Source organism: Streptococcus sp. KHUD_018, assembly GCF_054861215.1.
In genome coordinates, this window is record NZ_CM142176.1 from 901433 (window position 1) to 920737 (window position 19305).

General features: G+C 40.5%; 20 protein-coding genes and 2 pseudogenes. 17 read left to right on the forward strand and 5 right to left on the reverse strand.

All coding sequences use genetic code 11. The annotated features are described in order from the left end of the window. The first annotated feature begins 10 nt into the window (after positions 1-10). From ACVBD2_RS04580 to ACVBD2_RS04590, 3 genes are read left to right on the forward strand one after another with little or no spacing between them, the layout of a single operon-like run. Positions 11-562, forward strand: coding sequence for a GNAT family N-acetyltransferase (locus ACVBD2_RS04580; RefSeq protein WP_461686222.1), 552 nt, complete (start codon positions 11-13; stop codon positions 560-562). Next, the gene (gene spxR / locus ACVBD2_RS04585) at positions 555-1832 is read left to right on the forward strand and encodes a CBS-HotDog domain-containing transcription factor SpxR (RefSeq protein WP_223327595.1); all 1278 of its coding nucleotides are present in this window, start codon (positions 555-557) and stop codon (positions 1830-1832) included. Before ACVBD2_RS04580 ends, spxR begins: the two co-directional genes overlap by 8 nt. Before the next feature lie 15 nt (positions 1833-1847). Then, entirely contained in the window at positions 1848-2708 is an 861-nt protein-coding gene (locus tag ACVBD2_RS04590; RefSeq protein WP_461686223.1) for a methionyl aminopeptidase, read from the forward strand. 81 nt (positions 2709-2789) lie between these two features. On the opposite strand, the pseudogene ACVBD2_RS04595 reads toward ACVBD2_RS04590, so the two are convergent. Then, positions 2790-2927 (reverse strand): annotated as a pseudogene (locus ACVBD2_RS04595) (transposase); the annotation flags it as partial. A gap of 143 nt (positions 2928-3070) precedes the next feature. Between ACVBD2_RS04595 and ccdA2 (ACVBD2_RS04600) the strand changes: the two are divergent. The 7 genes from ccdA2 (ACVBD2_RS04600) to ACVBD2_RS04630 all read left to right on the forward strand — a co-directional run bounded on the left by ccdA2 (ACVBD2_RS04600) (position 3071) and on the right by ACVBD2_RS04630 (position 9232). Next, positions 3071-3781, forward strand: a complete 711-nt coding sequence (ccdA2, locus tag ACVBD2_RS04600; RefSeq protein ID WP_125415156.1) for a thiol-disulfide oxidoreductase-associated membrane protein CcdA2 — start codon at positions 3071-3073, stop codon at positions 3779-3781. 13 nt (positions 3782-3794) lie between these two features. Continuing rightward, positions 3795-4358: a redoxin family protein gene (locus tag ACVBD2_RS04605; protein ID WP_125415157.1), complete on the forward strand. Its 564-nt coding sequence runs from the start codon at positions 3795-3797 to the stop codon at positions 4356-4358. Positions 4359-4367: 9 nt separating this feature from the next. Further along, positions 4368-5480 carry a peptide-methionine (R)-S-oxide reductase MsrB gene (gene msrB, locus ACVBD2_RS04610; RefSeq protein ID WP_125415158.1) on the forward strand — a complete coding sequence of 371 codons (1113 nt, stop codon included), beginning with the start codon at positions 4368-4370 and terminating at the stop codon, positions 5478-5480. Between the two features lie 70 nt (positions 5481-5550). Then, positions 5551-6288, forward strand: a complete 738-nt coding sequence (locus ACVBD2_RS04615; protein WP_167265329.1) for a response regulator transcription factor — start codon at positions 5551-5553, stop codon at positions 6286-6288. Then, entirely contained in the window at positions 6285-7976 is a 1692-nt protein-coding gene (locus ACVBD2_RS04620) for a cache domain-containing sensor histidine kinase (protein ID WP_125838720.1), read from the forward strand. The genes ACVBD2_RS04615 and ACVBD2_RS04620 overlap by 4 nt, the downstream gene beginning before the upstream one ends. Positions 7977-8085: 109 nt before the next feature. Continuing rightward, positions 8086-8649, forward strand: coding sequence for a TIGR01440 family protein (locus ACVBD2_RS04625; protein ID WP_185759910.1), 564 nt, complete (start codon positions 8086-8088; stop codon positions 8647-8649). Between the two features lie 55 nt (positions 8650-8704). Further along, a complete protein-coding gene (locus tag ACVBD2_RS04630) occupies positions 8705-9232 on the forward strand; it encodes an AAA family ATPase (protein WP_125838724.1) in 528 nt (175 codons plus the stop codon). Positions 9233-9599: 367 nt separating this feature from the next. Here the strand turns inward: ACVBD2_RS04630 and ACVBD2_RS04635 are convergent. Further along, positions 9600-9833: pseudogene (locus ACVBD2_RS04635) on the reverse strand (IS5/IS1182 family transposase); the annotation flags it as partial. Positions 9834-10053: 220 nt separating this feature from the next. Between ACVBD2_RS04635 and ccdA2 (ACVBD2_RS04640) the strand changes: the two are divergent. Both ccdA2 (ACVBD2_RS04640) and sdbB read left to right on the forward strand, forming a co-directional pair. Further along, positions 10054-10761 (forward strand): thiol-disulfide oxidoreductase-associated membrane protein CcdA2, encoded by a 708-nt coding sequence (gene ccdA2, locus ACVBD2_RS04640; protein ID WP_125838726.1) that lies wholly within the window; start codon positions 10054-10056, stop codon positions 10759-10761. 12 nt (positions 10762-10773) lie between these two features. Next, positions 10774-11319, forward strand: a complete 546-nt coding sequence (sdbB, locus tag ACVBD2_RS04645; protein WP_461686224.1) for a thiol-disulfide oxidoreductase-associated lipoprotein SdbB — start codon at positions 10774-10776, stop codon at positions 11317-11319. Positions 11320-11352: 33 nt separating this feature from the next. Here sdbB and pbp3 read toward each other — a convergent pair whose 3' ends face one another. Beyond that, positions 11353-12597: a D-alanyl-D-alanine carboxypeptidase PBP3 gene (pbp3, locus tag ACVBD2_RS04650; RefSeq protein WP_125838730.1), complete on the reverse strand. Its 1245-nt coding sequence runs from the start codon at positions 12595-12597 to the stop codon at positions 11353-11355. A 104-nt stretch (positions 12598-12701) separates the two neighbouring features. Between pbp3 and ACVBD2_RS04655 the strand changes: the two genes are divergently transcribed. From ACVBD2_RS04655 to ffh, 5 genes are all read left to right on the forward strand, one after another. Further along, complete coding sequence (locus tag ACVBD2_RS04655) at positions 12702-13817, forward strand: AI-2E family transporter (protein WP_125838732.1); 1116 nt, start codon at positions 12702-12704, stop codon at positions 13815-13817. 232 nt (positions 13818-14049) lie between these two features. Then, entirely contained in the window at positions 14050-15246 is a 1197-nt protein-coding gene (tuf, locus tag ACVBD2_RS04660; RefSeq protein ID WP_001040720.1) for an elongation factor Tu, read from the forward strand. Between the two features lie 144 nt (positions 15247-15390). Next, positions 15391-15723: a putative DNA-binding protein gene (locus ACVBD2_RS04665; protein ID WP_000402061.1), complete on the forward strand. Its 333-nt coding sequence runs from the start codon at positions 15391-15393 to the stop codon at positions 15721-15723. A 2-nt stretch (positions 15724-15725) separates the two neighbouring features. Continuing rightward, entirely contained in the window at positions 15726-15941 is a 216-nt protein-coding gene (locus ACVBD2_RS04670; protein ID WP_000535217.1) for a hypothetical protein, read from the forward strand. 17 nt (positions 15942-15958) lie between these two features. After that, complete coding sequence (ffh, locus tag ACVBD2_RS04675; RefSeq protein ID WP_461686225.1) at positions 15959-17530, forward strand: signal recognition particle protein; 1572 nt, start codon at positions 15959-15961, stop codon at positions 17528-17530. 83 nt (positions 17531-17613) lie between these two features. Here ffh and ACVBD2_RS04680 read toward each other — a convergent pair whose 3' ends face one another. Beyond that, positions 17614-18612, reverse strand: coding sequence for a sensor histidine kinase (locus ACVBD2_RS04680; protein ID WP_125838736.1), 999 nt, complete (start codon positions 18610-18612; stop codon positions 17614-17616). Next, positions 18602-19285: a response regulator transcription factor gene (locus ACVBD2_RS04685; RefSeq protein WP_125838738.1), complete on the reverse strand. Its 684-nt coding sequence runs from the start codon at positions 19283-19285 to the stop codon at positions 18602-18604. The genes ACVBD2_RS04680 and ACVBD2_RS04685 overlap by 11 nt, the downstream gene beginning before the upstream one ends. Between the last annotated feature and the right edge of the window lie 20 nt (positions 19286-19305).

Consider the following 19305-nt stretch of genomic DNA (forward strand, 5'->3'; position numbering starts at 1 on the left):
TGAGGTGATTATGAATATTTGGACCAAATTAGCAATGTTTTCTTTTTTTGAAACGGAGCGCTTGTATTTGCGTCCTTTCTTTTTTAGTGACAGCAAAGCTTTTTATGAAATTGCTTCTAATCCTGAAAATCTACAATTTATTTTTCCCAGTCAAGCAAGTTTAGAGGAGAGTCAATATGCTCTTGCCAACTATTTTATGAAGGCTCCTCTAGGTGTTTGGGCAATTTGTAGCCAAGAGAATCAAGAAATGATTGGCTCCATTAAATTTGAAAAGATCGATGAAATTAAGAAAGAGGCAGAAATTGGTTATTTCTTAAAAAAGGATTCTTGGTCTCAAGGTTTTATGACAGAAGTAGTTATCAAGCTATGTCAGCTTTCATTTGAAGAATTTGGTTTAAAACAATTATCCATCATCACTCATCTGGAGAATCAAGCTAGTCAGAAAGTTGCCTTAAAATCGGGATTTAGTCTCTTTCGCCAATTCAAGGGGAGTGACCGCTATACACGAAAAATGAGGGACTATCTTGAATTTCGATACGTAAAAGGAGAGTTCAGTGAGTAAACACCAAGAAATCTTAAGTTACCTGGAAGAGTTACCAATAGGAAAACGTGTCAGTGTTCGTAGCATTTCCAATCACTTGGGTGTCAGTGATGGGACGGCTTATCGTGCCATTAAAGAAGCTGAAAACCGTGGAATTGTAGAAACTCGACCTCGTAGTGGAACCATTCGTGTCAAATCTCAGAAAGTGGCGATTGAAAAACTGACCTATGCAGAGATTGCAGAAGTAACCTCATCTGAAGTTTTGGCTGGTCAAGAAGGTTTGGACAGGGAATTCAGCAAATTTTCAATCGGGGCTATGACCGAGCAGAATATTTTGTCCTATCTGAATGATGGCGGTTTGTTAATCGTTGGAGACCGTACTCGTATTCAACTTTTAGCCTTGGAAAATGAAAACGCAGTTCTGGTGACGGGTGGTTTTCATGTACATGAGGATGTACTGGAACTTGCCAATCAGAAAGGAATCCCTGTTTTACGAAGCAAGCATGATACCTTTACAGTTGCGACCATGATCAATAGAGCTTTGTCAAATGTGCAGATTAAGACAGACATTTTAACAGTTGAAAAGCTCTATCGTCCTAGCCATGAGTATGGCTTTTTGAGAGAAACGGACACAGTGAAAGACTATTTGGACTTGGTACGTAAGAACAGGAGTAGTCGTTTCCCAGTCATTAACCAACACCAAGTGGTTGTCGGAGTTGTTACCATGCGTGACGCTGGAGATAAATCACCTAGCACAACGATTGACAAGGTGATGACTCGTAGTCTCTTCCTGACAGGATTGGCAACGAATATAGCTAACGTCAGTCAACGGATGATCGCAGAAGACTTTGAGATGGTCCCGGTCGTGAGAAGCAATCAAACTTTGCTCGGGGTGATTACAAGACGAGATGTCATGGATAAGATGAGTCGTTCTCAGGTTTCAGCCCTGCCGACTTTTTCAGAGCAAATTGGTCAGAAGTTGTCTTATCATCACGACGAAGTTGTGATTACAGTTGAGCCCTTTATGCTTGAGAAGAACGGAGTTTTGGCAAATGGTGTTCTTGCTGAAATTTTAACTCATATGACACAGGATTTGGTGGCAAATAGCAGACGCAATCTCATCATTGAGCAGATGCTAATTTACTTCTTGCAGGCTGTTCAGATTGATGATACTCTGCGAATTCAGGCTCGGATTATTCATCACACAAGACGCTCAGCTATTATTGATTATGATATTTATCATGGTCATCAGATTGTATCAAAAGCAAATGTTACAGTGAAAATCAATTAGAATCTAGGAGAAAAAATGATAACTTTAAAATCAGCACGTGAAATCGAAGCCATGGACAAGGCTGGTGATTTCCTAGCAAGTATCCATATTGGCTTACGTGATTTAATTAAGCCAGGCGTGGATATGTGGGAAGTTGAAGAGTACGTTCGTCGACGTTGCAAAGAGGAAAATTTCCTTCCCTTACAGATTGGTGTGGATGGTGCTGTCATGGATTACCCCTATGCCACTTGTTGCTCTCTCAATGACGAAGTAGCTCACGCTTTTCCACGTCATTACATCTTGAAAGATGGCGATTTGCTCAAGGTTGACATGGTACTGGGTGGTCCGATTGCCAAATCCGACCTTAATGTATCTAAACTCAACTTCAACAATGTTGAGCAAATGAAAAAATACACCCAAAGTTATACTGGTGGTTTAGCTGACTCATGTTGGGCTTATGCGGTTGGTACACCGTCTGAAGAAGTGAAAAACCTTATGGACGTAACCAAGGAAGCTATGTATGTAGGAATTGAGCAAGCAGTTGTCGGCAATCGTATCGGTGATATTGGTGCAGCCATTCAAGAATACGCTGAAAGTCGCGGTTACGGTGTCGTTCGTGATTTGGTTGGTCATGGTGTTGGTCCAACAATGCACGAGGAGCCAATGGTTCCTAACTACGGTATTGCAGGCCGTGGACTCCGTCTCCGTGAAGGAATGGTGCTAACCATTGAACCCATGATCAATACTGGTGACTGGGAAATTTATACAGATATGAAGACTGGCTGGGCTCATAAGACCATTGATGGTGGTCTATCGTGCCAATATGAACACCAGTTCGTGATTACCAAAGACGGCCCTGTTATCCTGACCAGTCAAGGTGAAGAAGGAACTTATTAAAAATGAAGGGAGCTCGTACCGCCCCCAAAAAGTTAGACAGAAAAAATCAGCTCTTTGTCAACTGTAGTAGGTTGAAGTCAGCTAAGATCGAGAAAGGACGAATTTCGTCCTTTCTTTTTTGATGTTGAGAGCGATGAAAATCCTTTTATTGAAGTTCTCAAAGTTCCGAAAACCAAAGGCATTTCGTTTGATGAGTTTAATGAGGTTATTAGTCGCTTTTCATTATAAATCTTATGGGACTTTTTTGTGCCAGATTTCTAAATAAACTGATTAAATTCCTATTTTTCCCTATCATTGTCCCTGTTTTTCCTGGAGTTTTGAAGCTATAATAGTCCTATCAAATCAAAGAATGGAGGAAGGCAATGGACAATGTAATCTTTTTTATCAGTGTTTTTCTTGCTGGAATTCTTTCCTTCTTTTCTCCTTGTATTTTACCCTTGTTGCCAGTCTATGCAGGAGTCTTATTGGATGATAAGAATGATGCTCAGGCTTCTAGCGGAAAAATTTCAATCTCACTTGTTAGTTTAGTGCGAACTCTGGCCTTTATAGCGGGGATTTCCTTTGTTTTTATCTTACTGGGTTATGGAGCTGGTTTTTTAGGCAATTTGCTTTATGCTTCTTGGTTTCAGTATGTGACGGGTGCGGTTATCATTCTCTTGGGCTTGCACCAGATGGAAGTCTTACATTTGCAGGGACTTTACAAGGAAAGAAGGCTACAATTAAAGAGACAGGGTCAAAACGCTAACGGCTATAGTCAGGCATTTTTACTGGGGTTAACCTTTAGTTTTGCTTGGACGCCATGTGTGGGGCCGGTTCTGGGGTCTGTTTTGGCCTTGGCGGCTTCAGGTGGTTCAGGAGCTTGGCAGGGTGCTGGTCTCATGTTGATTTACACGCTGGGCTTAGCGCTACCATTTTTGGCTCTAGCTCTTGCCTCCAGCTATGTTTTGAAACATTTCCGAAAACTCCATCCTTATCTCGGAACCCTCAAAAAAGTAGGTGGTTTCCTCATTATCGTGATGGGAATCTTGGTGCTTTTGGGAAATGCTTCCATTTTGACTACATTATTTGAATAGAGAGGAAAAAGAAATGAAAAAATGGCAAACATGTCTCCTTGGAGTAGGCTCAATTTGTTGCTTGGCAGCCTGTTCGGCTAAAAACATGTCAGACGAGTCTACTATGAAGGAGCAAACAAAAACAGAACAAGTTAGCTCGCAAACTGCCACCAAGGGTCAAGCAGTAGCTGATTTTAAATTGATGGGTGTAGATGGCAAGACCTATCGTTTGTCTGATTACAAGGGCAAGAAAGTCTATCTCAAATTCTGGGCTTCTTGGTGTTCCATCTGTCTAGCTAGTCTTCCAGATACGGATGAAATTGCTAAAGAAGCTGGTGATGACTATGTGGTCTTGACAGTGGTGTCTCCTGGACACAAGGGGGAGCAATCTGAAGCAGACTTTAAGAACTGGTACAAGGGCTTAGATTATAAAAATTTTCCAGTTCTAATTGATCCATCAGGCAAACTCTTGGAAAGTTATGGTGTTCGTTCTTATCCAACTCAAGCCTTTATAGACAAGGAAGGCAAGCTGGTCAAAACGCAACCAGGTTTTATGGATAAGGATATGATTTTAAAGACATTGAAAGAAATGGGGTAGAGAAAGATCATGAATGATAAAGTAAAACTTTTTGTCTTGGCAGGGGTCATTCTCCTAGCCATAACCGGTTTTTATTTTCTATTGATGCGAAATGCAGGGCAGACAGATAGCTCGCAAATTGAGAAAGCGTCAGTTAGCCAAGGAGGAAAAACAGTGAAAAAAACAGAAGTGAGTAAAGACGCAGACTTGCACGAAATTTATCTAGCTGGGGGATGTTTCTGGGGAGTGGAGGAATACTTCTCACGCGTTCCCGGAGTGACAGATGCCGTTTCAGGCTATGCAAATGGTAGAGGGGAAACAACCAAGTACGAATTGATTAACCAAACAGGACATGCAGAGACTGTCCATGTTACCTATGATGCCAATCAAATTTCCCTTAAGGAAATCCTGCTTCATTACTTCCGCATTATCAATCCAACCAGCAAAAATAAACAAGGAAATGATGTGGGGACCCAGTATCGTACCGGTGTTTATTACACAGATGACAAGGATTTGGAAGTAATCAACCAAGTCTTTGATGAGGTAGCTAAGAAATACGACCAACCTCTGGCAGTTGAAAAGGAAAACTTGAAGAATTTTGTGGTGGCTGAGGATTATCACCAAGACTACCTAAAGAAAAATCCAAATGGCTATTGTCATATCAATGTCAATCAAGCTGCCTATCCCGTCATCGATGCCAGCAAATATCCTAAACCAAGTGATGAAGAATTGAAAAAGACTTTGTCACCTGAGGAGTATGCAGTTACCCAGAAAAATCAAACAGAACGAGCTTTTTCAAACCGCTACTGGGATAAATTTGAATCCGGTATCTATGTGGATGTAGCTACTGGCGAACCTCTCTTTTCATCAAAGGACAAGTTTGAGTCTGGTTGTGGCTGGCCTAGCTTCACCCAACCCATCAGCCCAGATGTTGCCACCTACAAGGAAGATAAGTCTTACAATATGACACGCATGGAAGTGAGAAGTCGAGCTGGAGATTCTCACCTTGGCCATGTCTTTACAGATGGACCAGAGGACAAGGGTGGCTTGCGCTACTGTATCAATAGTCTTTCTATCCGATTTATTCCAAAAGACCAAATGGAAGAAAAAGGCTATGCCTATTTACTAGATTATGTCGATTAAGAAGTCTTTCCTAAGTAGTTAGAGGAGAATTTTGCTATACTGATACTAGTAAGTGGTAAAGGAGCAGAGCATGACCTACACAATCTTAATCGTAGAAGATGAGTATCTGGTAAGACAAGGATTGACCAAGCTGGTTAATGTAGCGGCCTACGATATGGAAATCATCGGTCAGGCTGAAAATGGAAGACAGGCTTGGAACTTGATTCAAAAGCAGGTACCAGACATCATTTTAACCGATATCAATATGCCTCAGCTAAATGGCATCCAGTTGGCCAGGCTGGTCCGAGAAACCTATCCCCAGGTGCATCTGGTATTTTTAACGGGTTACGATGATTTTGATTATGCCTTGTCTGCTGTCAAACTAGGTGTCGATGACTATCTGCTCAAACCCTTTTCTCGTCAGGATATTGAGGAAATGTTAGGGAAAATCAAGCAAAAACTAGACAAGGAAGAAAAAGAAGAGCAGTTACAAGATTTATTAACCGATAAGTTTGAGGGAAATATTGCTCAGAAAATCCAGTCCCATCTGGCTGACAGTCAGTTTAGTTTAAAGTCTTTAGCTAGTGAATTGGGCTTTAGTCCGACTTATCTGAGCTCCTTGATTAAGAAAGAGTTGGGTCTGCCTTTTCAGGATTACCTGGTGAGAGAACGTGTCAAACAAGCCAAGCTCTTGCTTCTGACCACAGATTTAAAGATTTATGAGATCGCAGAGAAGGTTGGTTTTGAAGATATGAACTACTTTACCCAACGCTTTAAACAGATTGCAGGTGTGACACCTCGTCAGTTTAAGAAGGGAGAAGGCCGATGAAGCGTTCTTCTCTCCTAGTCAGAATGGTTATTTCCATCTTTCTGGTCTTTCTCATTCTCCTAGCTGTGGTTGGGACTTTCTATTATCAATCTAGTTCATCAGCTATTGAGGCCACTATTGAGGGCAATAGCCAAACGACCATTAGCCAAACTAGTCACTTTATTCAGTCTTATATCAAAAAATTAGAAACCACCTCGACCAGTTTGACCCAGCAGAAGGATGTCTTGGCCTATGCTGAGAATCCTAACCAAGACCAGGTCAAGGGAATCCGAGATCTGTTTTTGACTATCTTAAAGGCAGACCAGGACCTGAAAACGGTGGTACTGGTCACCAAATCCGGTCAGGTCATTTCTACAGATGACAGTGTGCAGATGAAAACTTCCTCAGATATGATGGCCGAGGATTGGTACCAAAAGGCCATTCATCAGGGAGCTAAACCAGTTTTGACACCAGCTCGTAAATCGGATAGTCAATGGGTTATTTCTGTCACTCAAGAACTTGTTGATGCAAAAGGGGCCAATCTTGGTGTGCTTCGATTGGATATTTCCTATGAAACTCTGGAAGCCTATCTCAACCAACTCCAGTTGGGCCAGCAGGGTTTTGCCTTTATCATCAATGAAAACCATGAATTTGTCTACCATCCGAAACACACAGTTTATAGCTCAGCGAGTGAAATGGAGGCCATGAAACCCTTCATTGAGACGGGGCAGGGCTATACGCTGGATCACCAATCCTACGTCAGTCAGGAACAGATTGCAGGAACTGATTGGACGGTTATAGGCGTGTCTTCGTTGGAGAAGTTAGACCAGGTTCGGAGTCAACTCATGTGGACCTTGCTTGGTGCTAGTGCCTTATCCCTTCTTGCCTGTCTCTGCTTGGTGTGGTTCAGTCTCAAACGCTGGATTGCCCCTTTGAAGGATCTGAGAGAAACCATGCTGGAAATTGCTTCTGGTACACAAAATCTTCGTGCTAAGGAAGCTGGCGCCTATGAACTGAGAGAAGTGACTCGCCAGTTTAATGCTATGTTGGATCAGATTGATCAGCTGATGGCAGATGTGCGCAGGCAGGAAGAAGCAACCCGGCAGTATGAACTTCAAGCACTGTCGAGCCAGATTAACCCCCATTTCCTCTATAATACTTTGGACACTATCATCTGGATGGCTGAGTTTCAGGATAGTCAGCGAGTGGTTCAGGTAACCAAGTCTTTGGCAACCTATTTCCGCTTGGCGCTCAATCAAGGAAAGGATTTGATTTCTCTTTCTGATGAAATCAATCATGTCCGCCAGTACCTCTTTATCCAGAAACAACGCTATGGTGATAAGCTGGAGTATGAGATTGATGAAGAACCTGCTTTTGGTAACCTAGTCTTACCCAAGTTGGTGTTGCAACCTCTTGTAGAAAATGCTCTTTACCATGGTATTAAGGAGAAGGAAGGTCAGGGCCATATTAAACTTTCTGTTCAGAAACAGGATACAGGGCTTGTCATCCGCATTGAGGATGATGGTGTTGGTTTCCAAGCTGCTGGCGATAGTAGTCAAAGTCAGCTCAAACGTGGGGGAGTTGGCCTTCAAAATGTCGACCAACGACTCAAACTTCATTTTGGAGAAAACTATCAGATGAAGATCAATTCTACACCCGAAAAAGGGACGACGGTTGAAATATACCTCAATAAAATAGCAACTAGCTAACTCCCAGTCTATTCTGGGAGTTTTGCTTTTAAAAATCAGAATGATTAGTTGACCTTGATAAAATCAGTAAAAAAAGATATGATAGATAGTGACAAAAGAGGTATCAAGTATGAAGGAAAAAGACATTCACAGAGCAACAAGCCAGATTGTAGAAGATGTAATAGACAAGGCTAATTTGAGGCAAGGAGCTATCTTTGTTTTGGGCCTTTCTTCTAGTGAGGTGATAGGTGGTCAGATTGGCAAGGAATCCAGTCAAGAAATTGGGGAAATCATTGTGAAAACCATCCTAGATATCCTAGAGGAAAAAGGAATTCATCTAGCTGTTCAAGGTTGTGAACATGTCAATCGAGCCCTCGTCGTTGAACGTCAGGTGGCAGAGCAGTTTGGTCTTGAAATCGTCAGTGTCCTTCCTACACTTCATGCAGGAGGTTCGGGTCAGTTGTCAGCCTTCAAGTTTATGCAGGATCCAGTTGAGGTCGAATTTATCAAGGCTCATGCTGGATTGGATATCGGAGATACTGCGATTGGCATGCATGTCAAGCATGTTCAGGTTCCGATTCGTCCTCTTTTGAGAGAAATTGGGCATGCCCATGTAACGGCTCTAGCTAGTCGTCCAAAATTAATTGGTGGTGCGCGTGCGCAGTATCCACAAGACTTCATAAGAAAGTCATAAGTGGGCTGAAAGTTATCGTAAGTTAGAGATATTTCAAGTATGTAGAGGTAAAAGGTTGGAAAATTGTGTTTATATCGTTTCAGGGCCCCCAGGCGTTGGAAAGAGCACTGTCAGCAAAGAGTTGGCCTATTCTTTTGACAAAAGTGCAGTGATAGAGGGCGACATGATTTACTTAATGATTAAAGGAGGTCTCGTAGCTCCTTGGGAGGATGATGGATTTTACATGGATTTATTCTGTGATAATATCATCAGTCTGACCAATAATTTCTTGGATCGTGGCATCACTGTTGTGATAGAGTATGTCATATTTGAAGAGCAACTGAAGAAAATTGCAGCCTTCTTAAAAGAAAAACGAATTAAGCTAAAATATTGTGTCCTAATGGCTCAAGAAGAAACCTTGAAAGATAGGGACTCTTCTCGAAAAGAAATTGAGAGAACAGGCGATTTATCAATCCAAGCGAGAAAAGAGTTTCTAGCTAAAAATAGTGAGAAACATCATTTTCTATTCACGGATGATTTAGATGTCAAGGAAACGGTAAATATCATTAAAGCTTCAAATCAATTTTTAATTTCTGAACAGTAAAAGACAGAGAGAGTGAGGGTATAGCAACCAAGACTCTCCCTGTTTTTTTGTTGACTTCTTGCACAAAGTGCTCCAAATAAGACCAGTATTTACAAGAAGAAGGGGTGCTATCTGATGGAAAATTGCCAAAAGTAGAAAAAAGCAACTTAGATAAGATTTTTCGTTATGGAAATCAGTAAACAAAGCTGGATTTAGCTGTTCTAGGTCGGCTTTTTTGTGCTATACTTAAGATATGCATAGAAAAACAGTGATTGATTTTAGGGCTTTGGGTGAGAGATACACCTTTACCCAGTCCATCAGAGAGTTAAAAACGAGAGATTTATCAGAAGTGGCAGACTTGCTGGCACAAGTGGAAAGCTACCAAGAGCATGGAACGGATACCGTAGAAACATTGGATGAGAGGGATTTTAACCAGCATAACAGGGTCTAAACTAGGACGACCTTTATCTTCAGAATAAGTATCTGCGACTAAGTCATAGATGAAGAAAAAATCGATCACTTGCTCAACCTGACGAAGAAAATGGGCTTGCGGAACGAGTTCATCTAGCGTGTAAAAGCCAACTTGATTGCGGTTATATTCTAGATTTTCTTTGTGAAACATAGGAAATACCTCACAATTTTTCTTACATCTATTATACGACCTTACACAAAGAAAAGCCCTTAGAAATTTGTAGTCTAAGGAATTTGTCTTCAATCTGAAGGGAGCTTAGCTCCTTTTTTTGTGTCAAATTTAGTCAAAATAAATAAGCGTAGCAAAGTTGTCACAAATTTTTTCTTTTGTAGTAAAATAAGATTAGAATTTTATGAGAGTAGGTAATTTGTTGGAGTCAATTATATTTCTAGTATCCGTTTTTTTAGCAGGTATCCTGTCCTTCTTTTCACCCTGCATCTTCCCTTTGCTACCTGTCTATGCTGGTATTTTACTGGATAATCAGGGAAATTCGAAAAGTTTTCGCTTTTTTGGAAGAGACGTTGCATGGTCGGGCTTAATTCGGACCTTGTGCTTTATTGCAGGAATCTCCCTCATTTTCTTTATTTTAGGATTTGGAGCTGGATTCCTAGGGCACATGCTCTATGCAGACTGGTTTCGTTATGCTATGGGCATAGTCATTATTCTTTTAGGGCTTCACCAGATGGAAATCTTGCATTTCAATAAACTGGAGGTTCAAAAGACAGTCACCTTCAAACAATCAAAGTCTAATCACTATCTGTCAGCCTTTTTACTTGGGATAACCTTTAGTTTTGGTTGGACCCCTTGTATCGGACCCGTTTTAAGCTCAGTCTTGGCCCTAGCAGCTTCAGGTGGCAATGGTGCTTGGCAAGGAGCCGTGTTAACATTAGTATACACATTGGGAATGGCCCTTCCTTTCCTTGTTTTGGCCTTGGCTTCGGGCTGGATCATGCCCTATTTTAGTAAACTAAAACCCCATATGATCCTACTAAAGAAAATCGGGGGAGCCTTGATTATTTTGATGGGTTTATTATTAATGCTAGGGCAGTTAAATGCCTTGTCAGGAATTCTTGGATAAAAGGAGAAAAAGATGAAAAAGATTATTTTTGCTGGATTGAGCCTCATGTCTCTATTCTTGTTGATTGCCTGTGGTGAAAAAGAAACCAAACAGACAAGCAGTCCAAAACAACCTGCTGTACAACAAATCGCAGTCGGTAAGGATGCGCCAGACTTTACCTTGCAGTCTATGGATGGCAAAGAAGTCAAGTTATCAGACTATAAAGGGAAAAAGGTCTATTTGAAATTCTGGGCCTCTTGGTGTGGTCCTTGTCGAAAGAGTATGCCAGAGTTGATGGAATTAGCTGCAAAACAAGATCGAGATTTTGAAATCTTGAGTGTCATTGCACCAGGACTACAAGGTGAAAAAACAGTTCAAGACTTTCCAAAATGGTACCAAGAACAAGGCTACAAGGATATCCCAGTTCTATATGATACCAAGGCAACTACCTTCCAAGCCTACCAAATTCGTAGTATTCCAACGGAATACTTGATTGACAGCCAAGGAAAAATCGGAAAAATCCAATTTGGTGCTATTAGCAATGCTGATGCAGAAGCAGCATTTAAAGAAATGAAATAAAATAAAGAAAAAATCGCGATTGTTCGCGATTTTTTATAGTTTTTCATTGATAAAGCGGATAAATTGATTCCACCAAACCTTCAAAAAGAAGGCTTTTTCTACTTTCTTTTCAGAAACCATTTCAAAAGATGGTTTGTCGGAAGTGAGATAGCCTTGGCCGATCAAATCCTGATCATCATAGGTTAGGGTACCGACAACCTTGCCTTCTTCCAGTGGAGCTATTTCTGATGTTGATTTTGGTGTGAATTGGAGAGCAGGTGTAGTACCGCTTCCGATGCGTTGGACGATGGAAATGTCTGACTTAGCAACGGCTGCAACGCTATCTTCTTTCCCGTCAAGAACTGTCACTTTACTATCTTTGTATGCTTCACCTTTCTGGACGACAGTTTTTAAGGCAAAGTTTGCAGAAATATAATCTAAAAGTGCAGAAGTTGCGGTAAAACGTGCATAAGGGTTGGTATCTTGTTGATCTGCATTTAAAACAACCGTAATGATACGCATCCCTTTCTCAACAGTTGTTCCAACGAAAGAAGCACCAGCTTTGTCAGTAGTACCTGTCTTTAGTCCATCAATACCACCACGATAAGCAGGCATTCCTTCCAACATATAGTTGGTTGAGTGGATTTCAAGTCCTGCAAAGGTAGAAGTTGGCTTTTTGGTGATTTCCAAAACTTGAGGATAATCTCGGATGAGGTTACGAGCGACTATTGCAACGTCGTAGGCACTCAACTTGTTTTCATCGTCTTTTTTAGAACCAGGATAGATGTTATCGCCTAGGGTCTCATTATTTAAACCAGTAGTGTTTACAATAGTTGCATCTTGGATTCCCCATTCAAGAAGTTTTGCCCTCATCTTGTCTACAAAGTCTTTCTCAGAACCAGCAATCTTTTCTGCTAGCGCAATCGCAGCACTGTTTGCACTGGATACCATTGTAGCCTCTAATAGTTGTTCAACAGTATAATTTCGAGCCTCCATAGGGACGTTACTCGCTTCAGAATTAGTTGTAAGCTTGTAAGGATAGTCCGAAATATCAACGGGTGTAGATAGACTGATGGTTCCTTGTTCCAGAGCTTCATAAACCAAATAAACTGTAACCAGTTTCGTAATAGAAGCAATTTCTACAGGCTGATTTGCATCTTTCTCGTAGAGGATTTTTCCAGTTGTAGCCTCGACAGCAATGGCATGTTTAGCAGCAACATCAAAATCTTGCGCAGATACAGTAGGAATGGCTGTGCCAAAAATGATAAGAGTTAGTAAGGATAAAATTATTTTCTTCATAGTAGTTTTATTCTATCACAAAGCGAAAAAATATTCTCGTTTTTATAGTAAAGCCATCTTATCTTTTTGAAGAATTATGGTAAAATAGAAAGAAGGAGGCGCCTATGTTCCGTAGAAACAAGTTATTTTTTTGGACAGCTGAAATTTTACTATTAACTCTTATTTTCTACCTTTGGAGAGAGATGGGAGCGATTGTCACACCTTTTGTGATGGTAGCTAATACCATTATGATTCCATTTTTGCTCGGAGGATTTTTCTATTACCTGACAAATCCCATCGTAACATTTTTAGAAAAGAAATGTAAAGTCAATCGTTTGATAGGTGTGCTTATCACTCTTTGTGCCTTGATTGGTACAATAGTAGTAGGGGTAGTCTACTTGCTACCGATTTTGATTAATCAGTTGACAAGCTTGATTATTTCTAGCCAGAATATCTATAGCCGCTTGCAAGATTTGATATATGATTTATCAATGAATCCAATCTTTCAAAATATTGATATTCAAAAAACCATTCAACAGTTGAATTTATCTTACGTTGATATTTTGCAAAACATTCTCAATAGTGTGAGCAATAGTTTAGGTAGCGTTCTTTCAGCCTTGTTTAGTACAGTTTTGATTCTCATTATGACACCAGTCTTTTTGATTTATTTCTTGCTTGATGGTCATAAGTTCCTTCCAATGTTGGAACGAACAGTCCTAAAACATGATAAATTAAACTTCTCCAGTCTCTTGAAGAATTTGAACGCCACTGTCGCACGTTATATCAGTGGAATTGCGATTGATGCTGTTATTATCGGATGTTTGGCCTATATTGGATACAGTACGATAGGGTTGAAATATGCTCTAGTCTTTGCTATTTTTTCTGGTTTGGCAAATCTGATTCCTTATGTTGGACCAAGTATCGGTCTGATTCCCATGATTATTGCCAATGTCTTTACTGATCCGCACAGAGTTCTCATTGCAGTAATTTATATGCTGATTATCCAACAAGTGGATGGGAATATCCTTTATCCTCGTATCGTCGGAGGGGTTATGAAGGTTCATCCAATCACCATTCTGGTTCTTCTCTTACTTTCTAGCAATATTTATGGCGTTATCGGAATGATTGTAGCAGTGCCAACCTATTCTATCCTAAAAGAAATTACTAAGTTCTTGGCGAAATTATATGAAAATCATAAAGAAGCCAAAGAAAAAGAACTGGGAAAATCAGAATCAATCTAAAAATCAGGGAGACCTGATTTTTTTGATAAAAAGACTTGAGGTTAGACTGGTCAAAAGTGTTTTAAATGATTCTGTTGGAAAAGAATGGGAAATTATGAGATTTAGAATAATTCACAAAATGTGTGTAAAACACTTGCAATTTAGCTGAAATTTGATAAAATAGTAAGGAAAGTTAGACTGTATTGCCTACTGTCTATCTATAAAATATATTTTATTGGAGGCTTTTACTCAAATGGCAAAAGAAAAATACGATCGTAGTAAACCACACGTTAACATTGGTACTATCGGACACGTTGACCACGGTAAAACTACCCTAACTGCAGCTATCACAACTGTTTTGGCACGTCGCTTGCCTTCAGCAGTTAACCAACCTAAAGACTATGCGTCTATCGATGCTGCTCCAGAAGAACGCGAACGCGGTATCACTATCAACACTGCGCACGTTGAGTACGAAACTGAAAAACGTCACTACGCTCACATCGACGCTCCAGGACACGCGGACTACGTTAAAAACATGATCACTGGTGCCGCTCAAATGGACGGAGCTATCCTTGTAGTAGCTTCAACTGACGGACCAATGCCACAAACTCGTGAGCACATCCTTCTTTCACGTCAGGTTGGTGTTAAACACCTTATCGTCTTCATGAACAAAATCGACTTGGTAGACGACGAAGAATTGCTTGAATTGGTTGAAATGGAAATCCGTGACCTCTTGTCAGAATACGACTTCCCAGGTGACGATCTTCCAGTTATCCAAGGTTCAGCTCTTAAAGCTCTTGAAGGTGACTCTAAATACGAAGACATCATCATGGAATTGATGAACACTGTTGATGAGTACATCCCAGAACCAGAACGTGACACTGAAAAACCATTGCTTCTTCCAGTCGAAGACGTATTCTCAATCACTGGACGTGGTACAGTTGCTTCAGGACGTATCGACCGTGGTACTGTTCGTGTCAACGACGAAATCGAAATCGTTGGTATCAAAGAAGAAACTCAAAAAGCAGTTGTTACTGGTGTTGAAATGTTCCGTAAACAACTTGACGAAGGTCTTGCCGGAGATAACGTAGGTGTCCTTCTTCGTGGTGTTCAACGTGACGAAATCGAACGTGGACAAGTTATCGCTAAACCAGGTTCAATCAACCCACACACTAAATTCAAAGGTGAAGTCTACATCCTTACTAAAGAAGAAGGTGGACGTCACACTCCATTCTTCAACAACTACCGTCCACAATTCTACTTCCGTACTACTGACGTTACAGGTTCAATCGAACTTCCAGCAGGTACTGAAATGGTAATGCCTGGTGATAATGTGACTATCGACGTTGAGTTGATCCACCCAATCGCCGTAGAACAAGGTACTACATTCTCTATCCGTGAGGGTGGACGTACTGTTGGTTCAGGTATGGTTACAGAAATCGAAGCTTAATTCGATTTAGTTCCCAGAAGAACAATTATTTAAGTCAGACACTAAAAGAATCTTGCTTTGCAGGGTTCTTTTTTTTGTGTTCGAATTATTTTAGAAGGCGTTCTAGTATAGCGATATGATAGATTTTTTGGTATAATAAAAGTTATGGAAATCGAAAAAACCAATCGAATGAATGCGCTTTTTGAATTTTATGCTGCGCTTTTGACAGATAAGCAGATGAATTATATTGAACTCTACTATGCAGATGATTACAGTCTTGCTGAGATTGCTGAAGAGTTCGGTGTTAGTCGTCAAGCTGTTTACGACAATATCAAGCGGACAGAAAAGATTTTGGAAGACTATGAGATGAAATTACACATGTACTCAGACTACATTGTCCGCAGTCAGATTTTTGACCAGATCTTGGAGCAGTATCCCAAGGATGATTTTCTGCAGGAGCAGATAGAAATTTTAACAAGTATTGACAATCGGGAGTAATCATGGGCAGTCTAGTTATTTATCAAGGATTACCTTGCAAACTATTAGCCGCAGAGGAACCATTTCCTACTCGACTACAGATTATCTCGCCCAATGATATCTCCAAAGCTATGAAAATAGGTTTTAGCTGTTGGGGATATCCAAATGAAATCATGAAAGAAATCACACCCGAAGAACTTGAGTGTTTGCAACATTTCGGACGATTTCCACTGAATTGAGTAAATAGGAGAAAAAAATGGCATTTGAAAGTTTAACAGAACGTTTACAGAACGTCTTTAAAAATCTACGTAAAAAAGGAAAAATCTCTGAAGCGGATGTCCAAGAAGCAACCAAAGAAATTCGTTTGGCCTTGCTTGAAGCCGACGTTGCCTTGCCTGTTGTAAAAGACTTTATCAAGAAAGTTCGTGAACGTGCAGTCGGACACGAGGTCATTGATACCCTTAATCCTGCGCAACAGATTATCAAAATCGTTGACGAGGAACTGACAGCTGTTTTAGGTTCTGATACGGCAGAAATTATCAAGTCACCTAAGATTCCTACGATTATCATGATGGTCGGTTTGCAAGGGGCTGGTAAAACAACCTTTGCTGGTAAGCTAGCCAACAAACTCAAGAAGGAAGAAAATGCTCGTCCTTTGATGATTGCGGCGGATATCTATCGTCCAGCTGCCATTGATCAGTTGAAAACACTTGGACAGCAGATAGATGTGCCTGTTTTCGCTCTAGGAACAGAAGTTCCAGCGGTTGAGATTGTTCGTCAAGGTTTGGAGCAAGCGCAAGCCAATCACAACGACTATGTCTTGATTGATACGGCAGGTCGTTTGCAAATTGATGAGCTCCTCATGAATGAGCTTCGTGACGTGAAAGCATTGGCTCAACCAAACGAAATTCTGCTCGTCGTTGATGCTATGATTGGTCAAGAAGCGGCCAATGTTGCCCGTGAGTTTAATGCTCAGTTAGAAGTGACTGGGGTTATCCTTACCAAGATTGATGGGGATACACGTGGAGGTGCGGCCCTATCGGTTCGTCATATCACTGGTAAACCAATCAAGTTCACTGGTACAGGTGAAAAGATTACAGATATTGAAACCTTCCACCCAGACCGTATGTCAAGCCGTATCCTCGGCATGGGGGATATGCTTACTCTTATTGAGAAAGCTTCTCAAGAATACGATGAGCAAAAAGCCCTTGAAATGGCTGAGAAGATGCGTGAAAATACCTTTGATTTCAATGATTTCATCGATCAGTTGGATCAGGTGCAAAACATGGGACCAATGGAAGACTTGCTCAAGATGATCCCAGGTATGGCTAACAATCCAGCCCTTCAAAATATGAAGGTGGATGAGCGCCAGATTGCGCGTAAACGTGCCATCGTGTCTTCCATGACACCTGAAGAACGTGAAAATCCTGATTTGTTAAATCCAAGCCGTCGTCGTCGTATCGCTGCTGGATCTGGAAATACTTTTATCGAAGTGAATAAATTCATCAAGGACTTTAACCAGGCCAAACAGCTTATGCAAGGTGTCATGTCTGGAGATATGAACAAGATGATGAAGCAGATGGGCATTAATTCAAATAACCTCCCTAAAAATATGCCAAATATGGGCGGAATGGATATGTCTGCCCTTGAAGGCATGATGGGACAAGGTGGTATGCCTGATATGTCAGCTCTCGGAGGAGCAGGAATGTCAGATATGAGCCAGATGTTCGGTGGCGGACTTAAAGGTAAAATTGGTGAATTTGCCATGAAACAGTCTATGAAACGCATGGCTAACAAAATGAAAAAGGCCAAGAAAAAACGCAAATAAAAAGGGAAGCAGAAGTGCTTTCCTTTTTTATATAAAAAATGTAATTTCTATGATTAGGTAATTACTTCCTAATCGAAAAATTACTAAATAGAAAGAGTAATTTCAAATCCTTGCATCCATTCGGATTTTACTGTGATGTCGATTTTTAAAGCATCTGCTAATTGTTTGACCAGATAGAGGCCCATGCCTGTTGATTTTTTCCTGGTATCTCCCGAGTCTCCTGTAAAGCCTTTTTCAAAGATATGAGGGAGGTCGCAAGCTTTAACTCCGCAGCCATTATCCCTAATAATCAGACTTGTGCGTCCCTTGTCTTTTGACATAGAAATGCTGAGTTTGGGCTTGTCAGAGCTGTATTTAAGGGCGTTGGCGAGGATTTGGGAGAGGATAAATTCAAAACTGCGTTGATCAGTGTAGCAAGTTCCTTGTATATTTTCTAGCTGAATCGTAAAATTCTTTTCTTTGAGTAAGGGATCAAAGTTTTCCAAGAGATCTTGGATACATTCTTCTAGATCAAGGTCTTCAAATAGAAAATCATTTTTCTCACTTTTCACCCTGTAGTAGAATAGGATTTGTGATACATTTCCTTGGATTTGATTTTTCACATAGTCCAACTTAAAAGCTGTATCCTTAGGCAACTGGTCACTTTGGTTGTCCAAAAGGAGGGAAAGAAGCGATAGAGGGAGTTTAATCTCATGCGCCCATTTTTCAACATAGTCCTCGTACTCGGCTAGTAATGAGTTGAGTTTTCCTATTTCAGCCTGCTTTTGATAAAGTGTATCTGCCATTTTTTCAATGCTTTCTTTCTCTGAGGCACTTGATAAATGCAATAATTCAAGCTCAGTATCGATCTTAGGATTGGCTATGAAGGCTTTATAGGCAGCGGATTTTTTTCTTTCTTTTCTTATCAGTAGGAATGATAGGATGAAAAAGAGCAGGACGGTGGCTAAAATATAGAGAAGGATGAGGGCTTGAAACATTCTCACATCTGAAAGCCAAAGCAGGACAGCTGTAAATAGATCAAATACTAAAAGAACAAGTAACCAAGGCAGATAAGTAGCTAGATATTTTAGATTATATTTCATCTGGACTTACCTCTTCTAGCTTGTAACCAATACCTCTGACGGACTTGACTTGAAGGTCAATACCAGCCTGTTTCATCACCTTTTTGAGCCTTGCAATATTTACTTGAAGAGCATTTTCATCGATGAACTCAGTTGTATTCCACAGTTTCATGCTTAGTTCTTCTTTTGTGACGACAGAATCAGTTGCCACTAATAAGGTTTCTAACAATTTCCCTTGATTTTGAGGGAGTAAAATCGAATGTCCATTGATATAAAGGGTATAGGTATTTCTATCCAGCAGGAAATTATCTTTTTCAAGCAAATTTTGTCTACCTTCATAGCGTTTCAAGATATTTTCTATACGAGCCAAAAATCTTTCTTTCTTGAAAGGCTTTGTTAAATACTCGTCTGCCCCTAATTTTAGGGCGTAAATCTCATCTTTTAGTTGTTCACGGGAGGTGAGAACCAGTATGGGCACAGAGCGTTTGGACTTGAGATTTTTACAAATTTGAAAACCTGTTTCTCCTGGCAAATTCAAATCCAGTATGATTAGATCCGTATCGTATTGTAGCACTTGCTGGCTTGTATCTTTGAAGTCAGTCAACTTATCAACTTGATAACCCGCTTTCTCTAACAAAATGACAATTTCATCTCGAATCAAGGCTTCATCTTCAATAACCAGAATATGCTTCATATCGGTTCCTCCTTTTCCTA

What these genes read in the sequence shown, in the direction of transcription:
- ACVBD2_RS04625 (WP_185759910.1), top strand. Translation starts at nt 8,086, where the DNA reads ATGAAGGAAAAAGACATTCACAGAGCAACAAGCCAGATTGTAGAAGAT.
- tuf (WP_001040720.1), top strand. Translation starts at nt 14,050, where the DNA reads ATGGCAAAAGAAAAATACGATCGTAGTAAACCACACGTTAACATTGGT.
- ffh (WP_461686225.1), top strand. Translation starts at nt 15,959, where the DNA reads ATGGCATTTGAAAGTTTAACAGAACGTTTACAGAACGTCTTTAAAAAT.
- ACVBD2_RS04685 (WP_125838738.1), bottom strand. Translation starts at nt 19,285, where the DNA reads ATGAAGCATATTCTGGTTATTGAAGATGAAGCCTTGATTCGAGATGAA.
- ACVBD2_RS04670 (WP_000535217.1), top strand. Translation starts at nt 15,726, where the DNA reads ATGGGCAGTCTAGTTATTTATCAAGGATTACCTTGCAAACTATTAGCC.
- ACVBD2_RS04665 (WP_000402061.1), top strand. Translation starts at nt 15,391, where the DNA reads ATGGAAATCGAAAAAACCAATCGAATGAATGCGCTTTTTGAATTTTAT.
- ACVBD2_RS04590 (WP_461686223.1), top strand. Translation starts at nt 1,848, where the DNA reads ATGATAACTTTAAAATCAGCACGTGAAATCGAAGCCATGGACAAGGCT.
- ACVBD2_RS04655 (WP_125838732.1), top strand. Translation starts at nt 12,702, where the DNA reads ATGTTCCGTAGAAACAAGTTATTTTTTTGGACAGCTGAAATTTTACTA.
- ACVBD2_RS04605 (WP_125415157.1), top strand. Translation starts at nt 3,795, where the DNA reads ATGAAAAAATGGCAAACATGTCTCCTTGGAGTAGGCTCAATTTGTTGC.
- ccdA2 (WP_125415156.1), top strand. Translation starts at nt 3,071, where the DNA reads ATGGACAATGTAATCTTTTTTATCAGTGTTTTTCTTGCTGGAATTCTT.
- ACVBD2_RS04680 (WP_125838736.1), bottom strand. Translation starts at nt 18,612, where the DNA reads ATGAAATATAATCTAAAATATCTAGCTACTTATCTGCCTTGGTTACTT.
- ACVBD2_RS04620 (WP_125838720.1), top strand. Translation starts at nt 6,285, where the DNA reads ATGAAGCGTTCTTCTCTCCTAGTCAGAATGGTTATTTCCATCTTTCTG.
- ACVBD2_RS04580 (WP_461686222.1), top strand. Translation starts at nt 11, where the DNA reads ATGAATATTTGGACCAAATTAGCAATGTTTTCTTTTTTTGAAACGGAG.
- sdbB (WP_461686224.1), top strand. Translation starts at nt 10,774, where the DNA reads ATGAAAAAGATTATTTTTGCTGGATTGAGCCTCATGTCTCTATTCTTG.
- msrB (WP_125415158.1), top strand. Translation starts at nt 4,368, where the DNA reads ATGAATGATAAAGTAAAACTTTTTGTCTTGGCAGGGGTCATTCTCCTA.
- pbp3 (WP_125838730.1), bottom strand. Translation starts at nt 12,597, where the DNA reads ATGAAGAAAATAATTTTATCCTTACTAACTCTTATCATTTTTGGCACA.
- ACVBD2_RS04615 (WP_167265329.1), top strand. Translation starts at nt 5,551, where the DNA reads ATGACCTACACAATCTTAATCGTAGAAGATGAGTATCTGGTAAGACAA.